Annotated in this window: 15 protein-coding genes; 6 read left to right on the forward strand and 9 right to left on the reverse strand. The window is 73.2% G+C overall.

From position 1 onward, the window contains the following. Positions 1 to 38: 38 nt before the first annotated feature. Entirely contained in the window at positions 39 to 605 is a 567-nt protein-coding gene (locus tag O7602_RS27590) for a TIGR03086 family metal-binding protein (protein WP_281585519.1), read from the reverse strand. Between the two features lie 31 nt (positions 606 to 636). Between O7602_RS27590 and O7602_RS27595 the strand changes: the two genes are divergently transcribed. Then, entirely contained in the window at positions 637 to 1,449 is an 813-nt protein-coding gene (locus tag O7602_RS27595; protein WP_281585520.1) for an AraC family transcriptional regulator, read from the forward strand. Positions 1,450 to 1,872: 423 nt separating this feature from the next. Here O7602_RS27595 and O7602_RS27600 read toward each other — a convergent pair whose 3' ends face one another. The 6 genes from O7602_RS27600 to O7602_RS27625 are packed head-to-tail and all read right to left on the reverse strand — an operon-like array spanning position 1,873 to position 7,456. Next, a complete protein-coding gene (locus O7602_RS27600) occupies positions 1,873 to 3,411 on the reverse strand; it encodes a SpoIIE family protein phosphatase (RefSeq protein ID WP_281585521.1) in 1,539 nt (512 codons plus the stop codon). A gap of 2 nt (positions 3,412 to 3,413) precedes the next feature. Continuing rightward, positions 3,414 to 4,763, reverse strand: a complete 1,350-nt coding sequence (locus tag O7602_RS27605) for an ATP-binding protein (protein WP_281585522.1) — start codon at positions 4,761 to 4,763, stop codon at positions 3,414 to 3,416. Then, a complete protein-coding gene (locus O7602_RS27610) occupies positions 4,760 to 5,773 on the reverse strand; it encodes a SpoIIE family protein phosphatase (protein ID WP_281590568.1) in 1,014 nt (337 codons plus the stop codon). Before O7602_RS27610 ends, O7602_RS27605 begins: the two co-directional genes overlap by 4 nt. Beyond that, positions 5,770 to 6,189, reverse strand: a complete 420-nt coding sequence (locus tag O7602_RS27615; RefSeq protein WP_281585523.1) for an ATP-binding protein — start codon at positions 6,187 to 6,189, stop codon at positions 5,770 to 5,772. The genes O7602_RS27610 and O7602_RS27615 overlap by 4 nt, the downstream gene beginning before the upstream one ends. After that, positions 6,186 to 6,596: an STAS domain-containing protein gene (locus O7602_RS27620; protein WP_281585524.1), complete on the reverse strand. Its 411-nt coding sequence runs from the start codon at positions 6,594 to 6,596 to the stop codon at positions 6,186 to 6,188. The genes O7602_RS27615 and O7602_RS27620 overlap by 4 nt, the downstream gene beginning before the upstream one ends. After that, positions 6,596 to 7,456: an STAS domain-containing protein gene (locus O7602_RS27625; RefSeq protein WP_281585525.1), complete on the reverse strand. Its 861-nt coding sequence runs from the start codon at positions 7,454 to 7,456 to the stop codon at positions 6,596 to 6,598. Before O7602_RS27625 ends, O7602_RS27620 begins: the two co-directional genes overlap by 1 nt. 159 nt (positions 7,457 to 7,615) lie before the next feature. On the opposite strand from O7602_RS27625, the gene O7602_RS27630 reads away from it, so the two are divergent. Next, positions 7,616 to 7,972, forward strand: a complete 357-nt coding sequence (locus tag O7602_RS27630) for an STAS domain-containing protein (RefSeq protein WP_281585526.1) — start codon at positions 7,616 to 7,618, stop codon at positions 7,970 to 7,972. Positions 7,973 to 7,982: 10 nt separating this feature from the next. On the opposite strand, the gene O7602_RS27635 is transcribed toward O7602_RS27630, so the two are convergent. Then, positions 7,983 to 9,287 carry an MFS transporter gene (locus O7602_RS27635; RefSeq protein WP_281585527.1) on the reverse strand — a complete coding sequence of 435 codons (1,305 nt, stop codon included), beginning with the start codon at positions 9,285 to 9,287 and terminating at the stop codon, positions 7,983 to 7,985. 49 nt (positions 9,288 to 9,336) lie between these two features. Between O7602_RS27635 and O7602_RS27640 the strand changes: the two genes are divergently transcribed. The 4 genes from O7602_RS27640 (at position 9,337) to O7602_RS27655 (ending at position 11,270) form a co-directional block, all read left to right on the forward strand. After that, positions 9,337 to 10,020 carry a FadR/GntR family transcriptional regulator gene (locus O7602_RS27640; RefSeq protein ID WP_281585528.1) on the forward strand — a complete coding sequence of 228 codons (684 nt, stop codon included), beginning with the start codon at positions 9,337 to 9,339 and terminating at the stop codon, positions 10,018 to 10,020. A 38-nt stretch (positions 10,021 to 10,058) separates the two neighbouring features. Then, complete coding sequence (mscL, locus tag O7602_RS27645) at positions 10,059 to 10,529, forward strand: large conductance mechanosensitive channel protein MscL (protein WP_281585529.1); 471 nt, start codon at positions 10,059 to 10,061, stop codon at positions 10,527 to 10,529. Positions 10,530 to 10,608: 79 nt separating this feature from the next. Further along, on the forward strand, positions 10,609 to 10,857 hold the full coding sequence (locus tag O7602_RS27650; RefSeq protein ID WP_281585530.1) for a hypothetical protein: 249 nt from the start codon (positions 10,609 to 10,611) through the stop codon (positions 10,855 to 10,857). Between the two features lie 47 nt (positions 10,858 to 10,904). After that, the gene (locus tag O7602_RS27655) at positions 10,905 to 11,270 is read left to right on the forward strand and encodes a hypothetical protein (protein WP_281585531.1); all 366 of its coding nucleotides are present in this window, start codon (positions 10,905 to 10,907) and stop codon (positions 11,268 to 11,270) included. A 295-nt stretch (positions 11,271 to 11,565) separates the two neighbouring features. On the opposite strand, the gene O7602_RS27660 is transcribed toward O7602_RS27655, so the two are convergent. Beyond that, positions 11,566 to 12,804: a benzoate/H(+) symporter BenE family transporter gene (locus O7602_RS27660; RefSeq protein ID WP_281585532.1), complete on the reverse strand. Its 1,239-nt coding sequence runs from the start codon at positions 12,802 to 12,804 to the stop codon at positions 11,566 to 11,568. Positions 12,805 to 12,825 lie beyond the last annotated feature (21 nt).

Below are 12,825 nucleotides of genomic sequence, written 5' to 3' on the forward strand. Positions count from 1 at the left end.
GCTTGGTGAATAGTGGTGTCAAGGGCGGACCCCTCGGTTCAACGCGTCCAGGCCGGATCGCGCCCGGTCCGGCCGAGCAACGCCGCCAGCGTGCCAGGCGCCGCGTCGGTCGGCACCGGCACGCCGAACGCGCCCATCCGCTGGCCCATGTCGCCCATCCGGTCCATGAACTCGTGCCCGGCCGCCACCACCGACGGATCCACCGCGTACTCCTGACCGACGGCCCGCGCCAGGTCCCAGCCGTGCACGGTGAGGTCGATCAGCCCCATCAGACCGACCGTCTCCTGCGGCAGCCCCATGCCCGGCGAGACGCCCTCCAACGCGGCCGGGTCCGACCACGCCTCGGTCAGCCGCGCCGCCTCCGTCGCGAACCGGTCCCGCCAGCCGTCGACCAGGTGGTCGGTCTTGCCCGACCAGTCGACCTCCTCCCGCCGGGCCATCGCCTGAAAGTTGACCACCACGTCGAACAGGTGGTTGAGCAGGTGACGCACCGTGTAGTCGGGGCACGGGGTGGGGCGGTCGAGCTGGTCGTCGGCGACGCCGCGCACCACGGCAGTCGTGCCCGGCGCGGCCACCGCCAGCAGCTCACTAGTCTTCGTGGTCATAGGGCCAGCGTATGAGGACGGTCTTGAAGAATTGCGACACGAACCGCGACGGGACAGCCGGGGGATCCTCGATCCCGGCCGGCTGCTGCGGCAGGTCCGGTTCCGGCGCCGGCTGCCCGATCCGTCGTTGCGACCATGGGTGGAGCACTACTGGTTGATCGACTGGGACCTGGCCGAGCCGTTCGTCCAGCGGGTCGTGCCGCACCCGGCGGTCAACGTGGTGTTCCAGGCGCAGGACGGCGCGGCCGAGCACGGCGAGATCGCCGGCGTCGGCGCCGGCCTGTTCACGGTCACGCTGCGCGGCGCGGGGCGGGTCACCGGCGTCCAGTTCCGCCCCGGCGGCTTCCGCCCGTTCTGGCGGCGCCCGGTGGCCGAGCTGACCGGTCGCCGAATCCCACTCGCCGAACCCGACCTGTCCGCCGTACCCGGGCCGGTGTGCCCGGGCGACGACGACGAGCGGTGCCGCCGACTGGACGACCTGCTGACCGCCTGGGCGCCGGTGCCGGACCCGGCCGCCGCCGAGGCCACCGCGCTGGTCGAGGAGATCCGCGCCGACCGCAGCGTGCTCCGGGTGGCCGACTTCGCCCGGCGGCACGCCATCTCCGCCCGCCGACTCCAGCGGCTCTTCCTGGACCACGTCGGCGTCGGCCCGAAGTGGGTGATCCGCCGCTACCGGCTCCAGGAGGCGATCGAGCAGGCCACCGCCGGCCCGTTGGACTGGTCGCGGGTCGCCGCCGACCTGGGGTACGCCGACCAGGCGCACCTGGTCCGCGACTTCACCGCCGTCGCCGGCGTCTCCCCCGCCGCCTACGCCCGCTCCCTGACCGCCGCACCCCACACCTGACCCTCTCCCTCCCCGCCCCTCTCCCCCCAAACCCCCTCCGTCGTGATCAAGGAGTTTGTGTCAAAGTCGATCTCCACGATGACGCAAACCCCTTGATCACCGGCCAGGGCCAATGCGCGCGAGCGGTGGTCATGGAATGGCGGCACGGGCGATCGTCGACATCCCGGCCGACCCGTGAAGGGCTGCGCTGACACACCCATGCCGTTCCACCCGTGGGCGGCGCAGCGCACGAGTGGAACGCTATGGGTGCCGCCCGCACCCTGGCTCCGTCGCCCTACCCACGGCCTACACATCACACCTGCTCAACCGCCTGATGCGTGGGTGGCTGCAAAGCAAAGGCGGCGCGAGATGATGCCTTCAGCCCACCCGAGACAAATACGAGGAGTAGCGACAGTTGACGCCAAGGAGTGCGGTGAAAGAGCGTCAGCGGCGGCGGACCGCGACCACGGCGACGTCGTCGTTGATCTCCGGCGGGGCCAACTCGGTCAGCAGCCGCTGGCAGAACTGGTCGAGGTCGTCGTCCACCCGGGCGGCCACCACGCCGAGCGCGGCCATGCCGTCGTCGATGGTGGCGTCCCGCCGCTCGATCAGCCCGTCGGTGTAGAGGACGAGCGTGGCCCCGGCCGGCAACACGAACTCCAGATCGGGCGGGCGGGGCGCGCGCACGCCGAGCAGCGGCGCCGTCTGCGACACGAACTCGACCCGCCCGTCCCGGCTGAGCAGCGCCGGCAGGTGCCCGGCGCTGGCCAACCTGATCAACCCGGTGCCCGGATGCAGCAGCAGCACGCAGATGGTGGCCAGCTCGGTCGGCAGCAGCGTACGCATCAGCTCGTTGACCCGGTCCAGGATCACACCCGGCTGGTGTCCCTCGACCGCGTACGCCCGCACCGCGTGCCGCAGCTCGGCCATCACGGTGGCGGCGTGCAGCGAGTGCCCGGCCACGTCGCCGATCGCCACCAGCAGGTGCCCGTCGAGCATCACCAGCTCGTAGAAGTCCCCGCCCACCTCGGTCTGCGCGCTCGCCGGCTCGTAGCGGACCGCCAGGTCCAGGCCGGCGACCTCGGGCAGCCGCCGGGGCAGCAGGCTGCGCTGGAGCGTCACCGCGATCCGGTGCTCCTCGTCGAACGAGCGCTGCGCCTCCACCGCCGAGGCGACGGCCTGGGCGAGCTGCACCAACACCGGCGTACGCACGGTCTGGGTCGACGTGGGCACCACCACGTAGAGCGGCGCCCGGTCCTCCCGCAGCCGGGAGGCGGCCACGGTCACCGTGTCGCCGGCCGGCCAGTCGGTGAGCGGCCAGTTGCCCGGCTGGTCCACCCACACCCGGGTGCCGATCGGTACGCCGGTGTCGTCCACCACCCACGGCACGATCCCGGCCGGCGTGTGCGGGTCGGCGGCCACCCCGGCCAGGCAGTCCCCGTCGAACGTCTCGGCGACCACCGCCGCCGGCCCCCGGAAGATCCGCGCCGCGCCGGACGCGGCGGCCTCCAGCAGCCGGACGAAGTTCGGCGACGCGTGCATCTCCACCGTCGCGTCCGCGAGCGCGGCCAGCCGTTCGGCGAGTTGCTCGGCCCGCCGCCGGGCCTGGTAGTAGCGCAGCACCGCGTGCGCGGTGGCGACCAGTTCCTCCGGCTCGATCGGCTCGGCCAGGTAGGCGTCCGCGCCCCGGGTCAGCCCCTGCGCCCGGTCGACCACGTCCACCGCGTGCGCGGAGACGTGGATGACCGGCACCGACGGGTACGTCTCCTTGATCCGCTCGCAGACCTCGAAGCCGCTCATGTCCGGCAGCCGGACGTCGAGCACCACCAGATCGACCGGTTCCCCGGCCACCCGCTCCAGCGCCGCGGTGCCGTTCTCCGCCTCCACGGTCGTGAACCCGGCCCGATTGAGCCAGTTCACCAGCAGGTACCGCTTCGGGCCGCTGTCGTCGACCACCAGCACCGTCGCCGGCCCGCCGTCCACCGTCACACTCCGCCCACGGGCAGGACCACGGTGAATGTGCTGCCCCGGCCCGGTGCGCTTGCCAGTTCCAGCGTCCCGCCCAGCAACGTGACAAGCCGCCGCGCGTAGGGCAGGCCGAGGCCGGTGCCGCCGACCCGGGTGGTGCCCGGCACCTGGTAGAACTCCTCGAAGATCCGTTCGTGCAACTCCGGCGGGATGCCGACCCCGGTGTCGGTGACCGTGAGCGACCACGCCTCGTCGCGGCGTTCGGCGCGCAACCGCACCTCGCCCCGCTCGGTGAACTTCAGGCCGTTGTGCAGCAGGTTCCGCAGTACCTGGGCGAGCAGCACCTCGTCCGAGCGGAGCGTGGCCGGCGTGGGCGGCTCCTCGACCACCAGCTCCACCTCCGGCCGGGTGGCCAACGCCCGCAGCGTGCCGCGGAGCTGCCCGAAGACCGCGCGCAGGTCGACCTCGGACCAGTCCGGCTCGATCCGGCCCGACTCGGCCTTGGCCAGGTCGAGCAGCTCGTTCACCAGAGTCAGCAGGTCACCGGCGGAGGAACGGATCAGCCCCACCTGGCGGGCCTGCTCACCGGTGAGCGGGTCGGAAGCGGAATCGGCAAGCAGGCGCCCCAGGCCGATGATCGCGGTGACCGGAGCGCGCAACTCGTGGCTGACGTTGGCCAGGAACCGGCTCTTCGACTCGCTGGCGGCCCGCAGTTGGGCCGACTTCTCGTCCAGCTCGGCGTAGAGCGCCACCACGCCGCGGTTGGTCTCCTCCAGCTCCTCGGTGAGCTGGTTGTAGAGCGCCATCACGCCCCGGTTGGTCTCCGCCAGCTCGGAGTTGAGCACCGCCAACTCGTCCCGCTGGGTGCGCACCTCGTCGAGCGCGGCGATGAGCTGGGCGTTCTGTGCGGCCAACTCGTCCACCGCGGAACCCGGAGCGCGCTCGGCCAGCTCGGCACGGATCCGAGCGGCGCGTTCCGGGGTCAGCTCCGCGGCGTGATCCGGTACTCGTCGGGACATCCTCACGACGGTATCGCCCTCAATCGTGATCGCCTGCAATGAGTCCACCAGACGCGCAACCGCGCCGGACTGCGGCTCGTACCGGCCGTCGGGGAGCGGGCGGACCGGCGACAGGTCCACCCGGAGTCGGGCCCGGCCGGTGGTGACGTCCCGGTCGACGGCGAACGCGATGTCCGCGCCGCCGACGCCGCGCAGCAGCTCCCGGGCCACCTCGCTGAGCGCGGTGGCGATCCGGACCTGATCCTGGTGCTCCAGCCCGACGGCGGAGGCCACCTCCCGGCCGCGCTGACGGACCAGGAAGATGTCCTGCTCGACCCGGAGCACCAGGTGCAGCAGCGGCTCACTCATTGGTGCACCCGGGCGACCAGGACGCAGGCGTCGTCACGGCGGGTGCCGGCGTCCCGGAGCAGGGTCGCGGCGGCAAGCAACGGCGGACGGCCGGCCAACCCGGGATAGTCGTCCAGGTCCCAGCGGTCCACCACGCCGTCGCTGTGCATCACGAGCGTCGCGCCGGACGGGAACGGATAGTCGTACCCCCGGATGGCCGGACGTTGATGACCGGCGATGCCCGGCAGCGAGACCAGGCCGCGCCGCCGCTCGCCGGTGGCCACGATCATGGCGGCGATGTTGCCGAGGCCGGCGTAGTGGAGCGTGCCGCTGCGGGGATCCGGCTCGGCCACCGCGAGCGCCGCGCCGCGGGTGTGCGAGATGGCGGCGTGCAGATGACGCACCACGACCTCCGGCGGGCCGGCCGGCGCCGAACGGAACGCGGCGACCGCGGCCCCGGTGGCGGCGGCGGCCAGCGGCCCGTGCCCCAGCCCGTCGCAGACCAACACCTGCCGCCGGCCGTCGGCCATCCGGACCGCGTACCCGTCGCCGCTGTCCTGCTCGCCGGTGATCGGCCGGGCCAGCCCGCCGGCCCAGTCCGGCTCGGGCGGCGGCCCGTCCCAGACCTGGACGGTGAGAACGGTGCCGCGGCCGGGGCGCGAGTAGCCGTCGAAGCGACTCGACTGCCGGGCGATCGCGCCGAGGCCGATGCCGAGCGTGCCGACGGTGGAATGCCCGTCGGCCGACGAGAGCGTGAGGTCGGCCATGCCGGGACCGGAGTCGATGGCCACCAGCTCCACCCCGGCCCGCCCGTCCCGGCGCGCGGGACGCATCAGCAGAGCGCCCTCGCGGGCGTGCTTGACCAGGTTGCTGGTGATCTCGGCGGTGACGATGGCCAGGTCCGCGACGCGCGACGCGCCCAGTTCGAGCTGCCGACCGAGTCGCTCGGCCGCCCGGCGTACGCCACCTGCGGTCGCGCCGTTGTCCACCCGGAACCAGACACCGTGGTCGGGGACCACGTCGGCGATCATCGGGACCACTTGGTGACGGTGATCGCCGTACCCTCGCCGACGGCGGTCTTGATGTCGAAGTCGTCGACGAGCCGGCGGGCGCCGCTGAGCCCGAGGCCCAGCCCACCGCCGGTGGTGTAGCCGTCGGTGAGGGCCAGGTCCAGGTCGGGGATGCCCGGGCCCTGGTCGGCGAAGACGATGCGGACGCCGCGGCGACGGCCGTCGGAGACGGTGGTGACCTCGGCGCTGCCCCCGCCGCCGTAGATCAGCGTGTTGCGGGCCAGCTCGCTGGCGGCGGTGACCAGCTTGGTCTGGTCGACCAGGGAGAGCCGGACCGCCACGGCGGTGGTACGCACCAACTGCCGGACCCGCACCACGTCCTCGTCGCTACGGATCGCCTGCGTCGCCGGCACCCCCAGGTCGAGGCCGGTGGTCATGGCGTCGCCGTCGTCTCGTCGTCCTCGTCGTCGAACACCACGTCCCGGTCGTCGGCCCGGGTCGTCGCGATCAGCTCCATGCCCCGCTCGACGTTCAGCGCGGTACGGATGCCGTTGAGCGACAACCCCAACTCGACCAGGGTGATGGCGACGGCGGGACGCATCCCGACCACCACCGTCTCGGCGTCCAGCACCTTGGAGATGGACGCGATGGTGGAGAGCATCCGGCCGACGAAGGAGTCGACGATGTCAAGCGCCGTGATGTCGATGATGACGCCGTGGCAACCGGTGGCGACGATCCGCTCGGCCAGGTCCTCCTGGAGCTGGATCGCCGTCTGGTCGGACATGTCGACCTGGATGGAGACCAGCAGGATGTCGCCGATCTTGAGGATCGGCACCCGCTCCATCACGCCTCCCGGCGGGCGCGGCGGGAGGTGGTCTCGACCCCGTTCAGGCGCAGCACGTGACGGAGGGCGTCGGCCAGGCTCGCCTTGGTGGCGATGTCACCGAACTCGATGCCGAGGGCGACGATCGTCTGGGCGATCTGCGGCCGGATGCCGGAGATGATGCAGTCGGCGCCCATCAGCCGGGCGGCCACCACGGTCTTGAGGATGTGCTGGGCGACCTGGGTGTCCACCGCCGGCACGCCGGTGATGTCGATGATCGCGTACGGCGAGCCGGTGTCGACCAGGGTCTGGAGCAGCCGCTCCATCACCACCTGGGCGCGGGCCGAGTCGAGCGTGCCGACCAGCGGGACGGCGACCACGCCCTCCCACAGCTTGACCACCGGCGTGGAGAGCTCCAGCAGTTGCTCCGCCTGGTCGGCGATGAGGCTCTCCCGGGCCCGGACGAACGTCTCGAAGGTGAACAGCCCCATCTGGTCGATGAGCGCGGAGAAGGCGACGAAGTCCCGCAGCAGGGTGTCGCTCTTCTCCTCCTCCATCAGGTCCAGCAGGGCGTCCTTGAGCGCGAACACGCTGATCGCGGTCTCGGTGGCGCTGAACCCCTGGCGGGCCCGGCTGGTCGAGATCTCCGCGAGCACCGCCCGCAGCTCCCCGCCGTGCTCGTCGGCCAGGTCACCGAGACCCTGCCGGCCGACGTCGGTGACGGCGCGGTGCAGCTCCTGCACCTGGCGGGCCAGTTCGGCCCGGCTCAGCCGGCCGCGCAACGAAGCGGCAATGATTTCGATCCAACGGTTGGTCAACCGGTCCGCGTGCTGACTCAGCAGGTCGGCGAGCCGACCACCCTGTTCCCCGCTCAACGCCATGCTGACCTCCCAGATCTGGACGGGCGGACTCTATCACCGGGGGTTGTGGCACTACTTGCCACGGGACAAAGAAATGATCGACGGCACCTGTGTCCGCTCCCGTTCTGCACGGCGCGGTCATCGTGGGATACCGTTCCACCGAACACAGGAGGTCGACGAATGTCCCTGACGGTGCACACGGAACAGCGCGGCGACGTGGTCGTGGTGTCGGTCGCGGGCGAGCTGGACATGGCCACCGCACCGCAGCTCCAGGACCAGATCACGGACCTGCTGGACAAGGGGCGCAACCGCCTCGTGTTCGACCTGGCCGAGGTGTCGTTCTGCGACTCGACCGGGCTGTCGGTGTTCGTCCGCGCCAAGAACAGCTGCGACGAGGCCGGCGGCGTGGTCCGGCTGGCCGCCCCGCAGCGCGGGGTGCTGCGCATTCTCGAGGTCAGTGGTTTGGTCGAGGTGCTGCACACCTACCCGACGGTGGACGAAGCCGTCGCGGGCGAACCCACCCCGGCCTCCTCCTGACCGATTCCGCTCAGCGCTCGTCCTCGATGTAGCGGGGACGGGCGATCACCATGCCCGCGATCGTCTGCACGGCGAGCGCCACCAGCAGGAAGCCGATCGGGGCGGTCCAGCCGCCGGTCGCCCCGTAGAGGATGCCGACCAGCAGCGGGCCGAGCGCGGCGATGACGTACCCGGTGCTCTGCGCGAACGCGGAGAGCGCCACGGTGCCCTCGGGGGTCCGGGCGCGCAGCCCGATCGTGGTCAGGATGAGCGGGAACGCACCCTGGCCGAGCGCGAGCAGCAGCACCCACAGCGGCGCCAGGCCGCGCGGCGCGAGCGCCAGCCCGACGTACGCGACGGTGGAGAACGCGGTCAGCCCGAGCACCAGCGGACGCAGGGTGGCCAGCCGGCCGGCCAGGGTGGGCATCATCAGCGCCACCGGCACGCCCAGCGCGGTCACGCCGGCGAGCAGCAGGCCGGCGGCCTCGGGCCGGTAGCCGGCGTCGCGGAAGAGCTGGGCCAGCCAGCCCATGATCGCGTACCCGCTGAGCGACTGCGCGCCGAAGTAGACCGCCATGGCCCAGCCGAGCCGGGTCCGCTCCGGGCGTACCCGCGCCGGTGCGGCGACCACCGCCGTCGGGGCCGCGGACCGGTCCGCGGCCCGCCGCGCGGCGCGCGCCCGCAGCGCCAGCGGCACCCAGGGGACCACTGCCAGCGCGGCCAGCCCCGCCCACACACCGAGCCCGGCCCGCCAGGAGCCGAAGGCGTGGGCCACCGGCACGGCGGAGGCGGCGGCCACCGTCGTGCCCACCGTCAGGGCCATCGTGTACGCGCCGGTGACCAGCCCGGTGCGGTGCGGGAAGTGCTGCTTGACGAGCATCGGCAGCAGGATGTTCGCCACCGCGATGCCGGCCAGCGCGAGTGCGCTGGTGAGCACGAAGACGGCGGCCGAGCCGGTGGCCGCGCGCAGCACCTGCCCGGCGGTCAACGCGATCATGGCCAGCACCAGCACCCGGGGCGCGGCCCAGCGGCGGACCAGCCACGGGGTGAGCGCGCCGAGTCCGGCGAACGCGACGGTGGGCAGCGTGGTGACCACGCCGGCCATGGCGCCGGAGAGGCCAAGCCCGACCCGGATCTCGTCGAGCAACGCGCCGAGGCTGGTCACCGCGGCGCGTAGGTTGACGGCGACGAGCAGCATCCCGACCAGCACCAGCAGGCCGCCCCGCGCCGGACCGACGGCGGGGGTCGGGGTGGTCGCCGGGGTCGCACCGGCCACCGACCCGGGGGTGACGTCGGCGGTGGGCGCGATCGCGGCGGGCGTGGCTGGCGGCGTCATGACGTTCAACCTACAATCATGGGATGAATTTGGGCAGCAGGTGTAACCGGTGACACCCACCGCGGATTCCGCCGCCGTGCCACCGCGCGGCCACCGGGTCCGGCAGACCATCGAGCAGCTCCGCGCCCGGATCCTGGGCGGCGAGTGGCCGGTGGGCGGGCGCATCCCCACCGAGCCGCAGCTCGTCGCCGCGCTCGGCGTGGGGCGGAACACGGTCCGCGAGGCGGTCCGCGCGCTTGTGCACGCCGGCGTGCTGGAGTGCCGGCAGGGCTCCGGCACCTACGTGGTGTCGACCGACGAGCTGGCGCCGGTGGTGGCCCGCCGGTTCGCCGACGACCGGATGGCCGAGGTGATCGAGGTCCGGCGCGCGTTCGAGGTGGAGGCCGCCCGGCTGGCCGCGCTGCGGCGTACCCCCGAGGACCTGGCCGCGCTCGACGGCGCGCTCGCCACCCGGGAGGCCGCCTGGCGCTCCGGCCGGGTGGACGAGTTCGTGGAGGCGGACGCCGCGCTGCACACGGCGGTGGTGGCCGCCGCGCACAACGCCATGCTCGCCGAGCTGTACGCCTCGGTCGGCGCCGCGCTGCGCAGCACCGTCGCCCAGGCCATGGGTACGGCGTTGACCGACGAGCGGTACGTCGACCACGGTCGACTCGTCGAGGCGATCCGGGCCGGCGACCCGGCGCGGGCAGCGATCGAAGCGGGTGCTTTTCTCGAGGGGCCCGCCGGGGCATAGGGTCTGCCGGACCGGACTCGGACAGCACGGGAGTGCGAATGCTCAAGGGCTTCAAAGACTTCATCATGCGCGGCAACGTCGTCGACCTCGCGGTCGGTGTCGTCATCGGCGCCGCGTTCACAGGCGTGGTCACACAGCTGACCAAGTCGTTCCTGGAACCGCTGGTGCGGGTGGTCATCGTGTTGATCACCGGCAAGAAGGACGGGCTCACCGGCTCGACTCCCATGTTCCGGGGCATCCCGTTCGACTGGGTGGCCTTCGTCAACGCGGTGATCACGTTCCTGCTCACCGCGGCGGCGCTGTACTTCCTGGTCGTCTACCCGATGAACCGGCTCGCCGAGCGGCGCAAGCGCGGCGAGGAGCCGCCGCCCGCGGCCCCCAGCGAGGAGGTCAAGCTGCTCACCGAGATCCGCGACGCGCTCGTCGCCGGCGGCCAGGGCACGCCCGCCCAGCGTGGCGCGCTCGACGACGTGCTGGGCCGCCGGCAGGAGCCGCCGGCCCCGCGCTGACGCCCATAGCCGATCGGCCCCCGTGGAGATTCCGCGGGGGCCGACCCGAATCGAACACATGTTCGATAGAGTCCGGGGCATGGAGCAGCGCAAACACTTGTGGAACGGGAAATGGGGGCGGCTCGCCAGGCGGGACGTCTTCCTCCGGGTGGACGGCGACCGCTGGCACGTGGAGCAACGCGCCGGTGGCGCCGAAGGGGTGTCCCGCTTCTACGAGCACGCCAGCGTCGACGAGGCCGAGGAGACGATCCGGGCGCTGCTCGACGGGCCGGACACCTGGCGCGAGCTGTCGCCCCGCCCGCCGGGCGGCTGGACTCCGTCCGTTTAGCGCCTGCGGTCCGTTTAGCGCCCGCGCGCCCCGGGAACCGCTTCGGCATGAGCCAGCAGCAGGACACCGTCTCCCGGGTCACCACCGGCATGCGGGTGGTCGACTCCACAGGCGTCGAGGTCGGCACCGTCGATCTCGTCCAGCGGGGCGACGCCGCCGCCGTGACCGTGGAGGCGCCCGCTCCGGTCGACCCGGGCAGCAGCCTCGACGAGCTGATCGAGTCGGCCGCCGTCGAGGAGCCGGACGTACCGGCCGACCTGGCCGCCCGGCTGCTGCGCGAGGGCTACCTGAAGGTCTCCACCGAGCTTGCCGACACCGGCGCGGTCTACGTGCTGGCCGACCGGATCGCGGCCGTGGCCGACGGCGCGGTCCGCCTCACCGTCCCGGTCGCGGAGCTTCCCGCCGAGGAGTGATTGCGCGGAGTGGTGACGATGAATGTCCACCACGCCCGACACTCGGCGGCGGCGTTCCCGGTCCGCGCGCCTCACCCCAGCCGGCGGACAAGGGCATGACGGCACGGCTCCTAGAAACTTGATGACGTGAATGCATCACGGCCAGCGAGTCATCCACGTCATCAAGTTTGTAGGCGGTTCGAGCCCGTGCTGCCATCGCTGAGCACAGGGGCGAGCGGTCGAGGGCCGACGCCGCGAGCGCCGGCTCGAAGCAAGCCCTGAGGCGAACCAGCCGGAGACCCCGGGACCGGCGATCTCAGGACTGCTGGGAGGCCGGCAGGTCCGCGCCCACCCCGCGCCGGTCGGCTGGGGCCGGGGCGGTCGGGGCCGGGGCGGTCGGGGCCGGGGCGGTCGGGCGGCGGAAGAGCAGCAGCATCAGCCAGCCGGCGACCAGGCCCCAGAACGCGCCGCCGATGCCGAGCAGGGTGACCCCGGACGCGGTGACCACGAGCGTGACCACGGCAGCCTCCCGCGCGTCCGGCTGGGCGACCGCCGCCGACACCGCGCCGGCCAGCGCCGCGATCAGGGCGAGCCCGGCCACCGCATCGACGAGCACCGGCGGGGAGAGCAGCACCAGGGCGGTGGCCGCGCCGGCGCCGAGGCCGAGCAGGGCCAGGCCGATGCCGGCGGTGACCGAGGCGATCCAGCGTCGGTCCGGGTCGGGGTGGGCGTCCGGGCCGGCGGCGAGCGCGGCGGTGATCGCGGCCAGGTTCACCGCGTGCGCGCCGGTCGGCGCGCCGAGCACGGTGGCGAGGCCGGTGACCCGCAGCGCGGAGCCCAGCGGGGCGCGGTAGCCGTAGCCGGCGAGCACTGCGGTGCCGGGCACGTTCTGCGCGGCCATGGTGACCAGGAACAGCGGCAACGCGAGCCCGACGATCGCGGGCAGCGTCCAGGCCGGCGTGGTCAGGGCGATCACGGGTGCGGCGTCCAGCCGGGCCGGCCCGGTGGTGGTGAGCGCGATCGCCACCACGGCCACGGCGAGCGCGCCGGGCACCGCCCAGCGGCGGGCGAACCGGTGCAGCAGCACCCAGACGAGCACCACCGGCCCGGCCAGCCGGGGCACCTCCACCAGGGCGCGCACCGGTGCGGTGCAGAGCGGCAGCAGCACCCCGGCGAGCATGGCGGAGGCGAGCGGGGTGGGGATCGCGGCGACCGCCCGTCCGAGCGCGGGGATCAGCCCGGCGGCGACGATCAGCAGGCCGGTGAGCAGGAAGGCCCCGACCGCGGCGGGCCAGCCGCCGGGGACCGGCCCGGTGGCCACGAGCAGCGCCGCGCCCGGCGTGGACCAGGCGATGGCGAGCGGCATCCGGTGTCGCAGGCCGAGCCAGAGGGCGCAGACGCCGCTTGCCACGCAGAGCGTGAGCAGGCCGGAGGCGGCCTGTGCGGGGTCGGCGCCGACCGCGCGCAGGCCGGCCAGGACGACGGTGAACGAGCTGGCGAAGCCGACCAGGGCGGTCACCACGCCGGCCAGCACGGGTTGGAGTCGACCGACCATGCTTCTCCCTCCGGGCGTTCC

The sequence above is a fragment of the Micromonospora sp. WMMD1128 genome (genome assembly GCF_027497235.1).
Taxonomy (GTDB): Bacteria; Actinomycetota; Actinomycetes; order Mycobacteriales; family Micromonosporaceae; genus Micromonospora.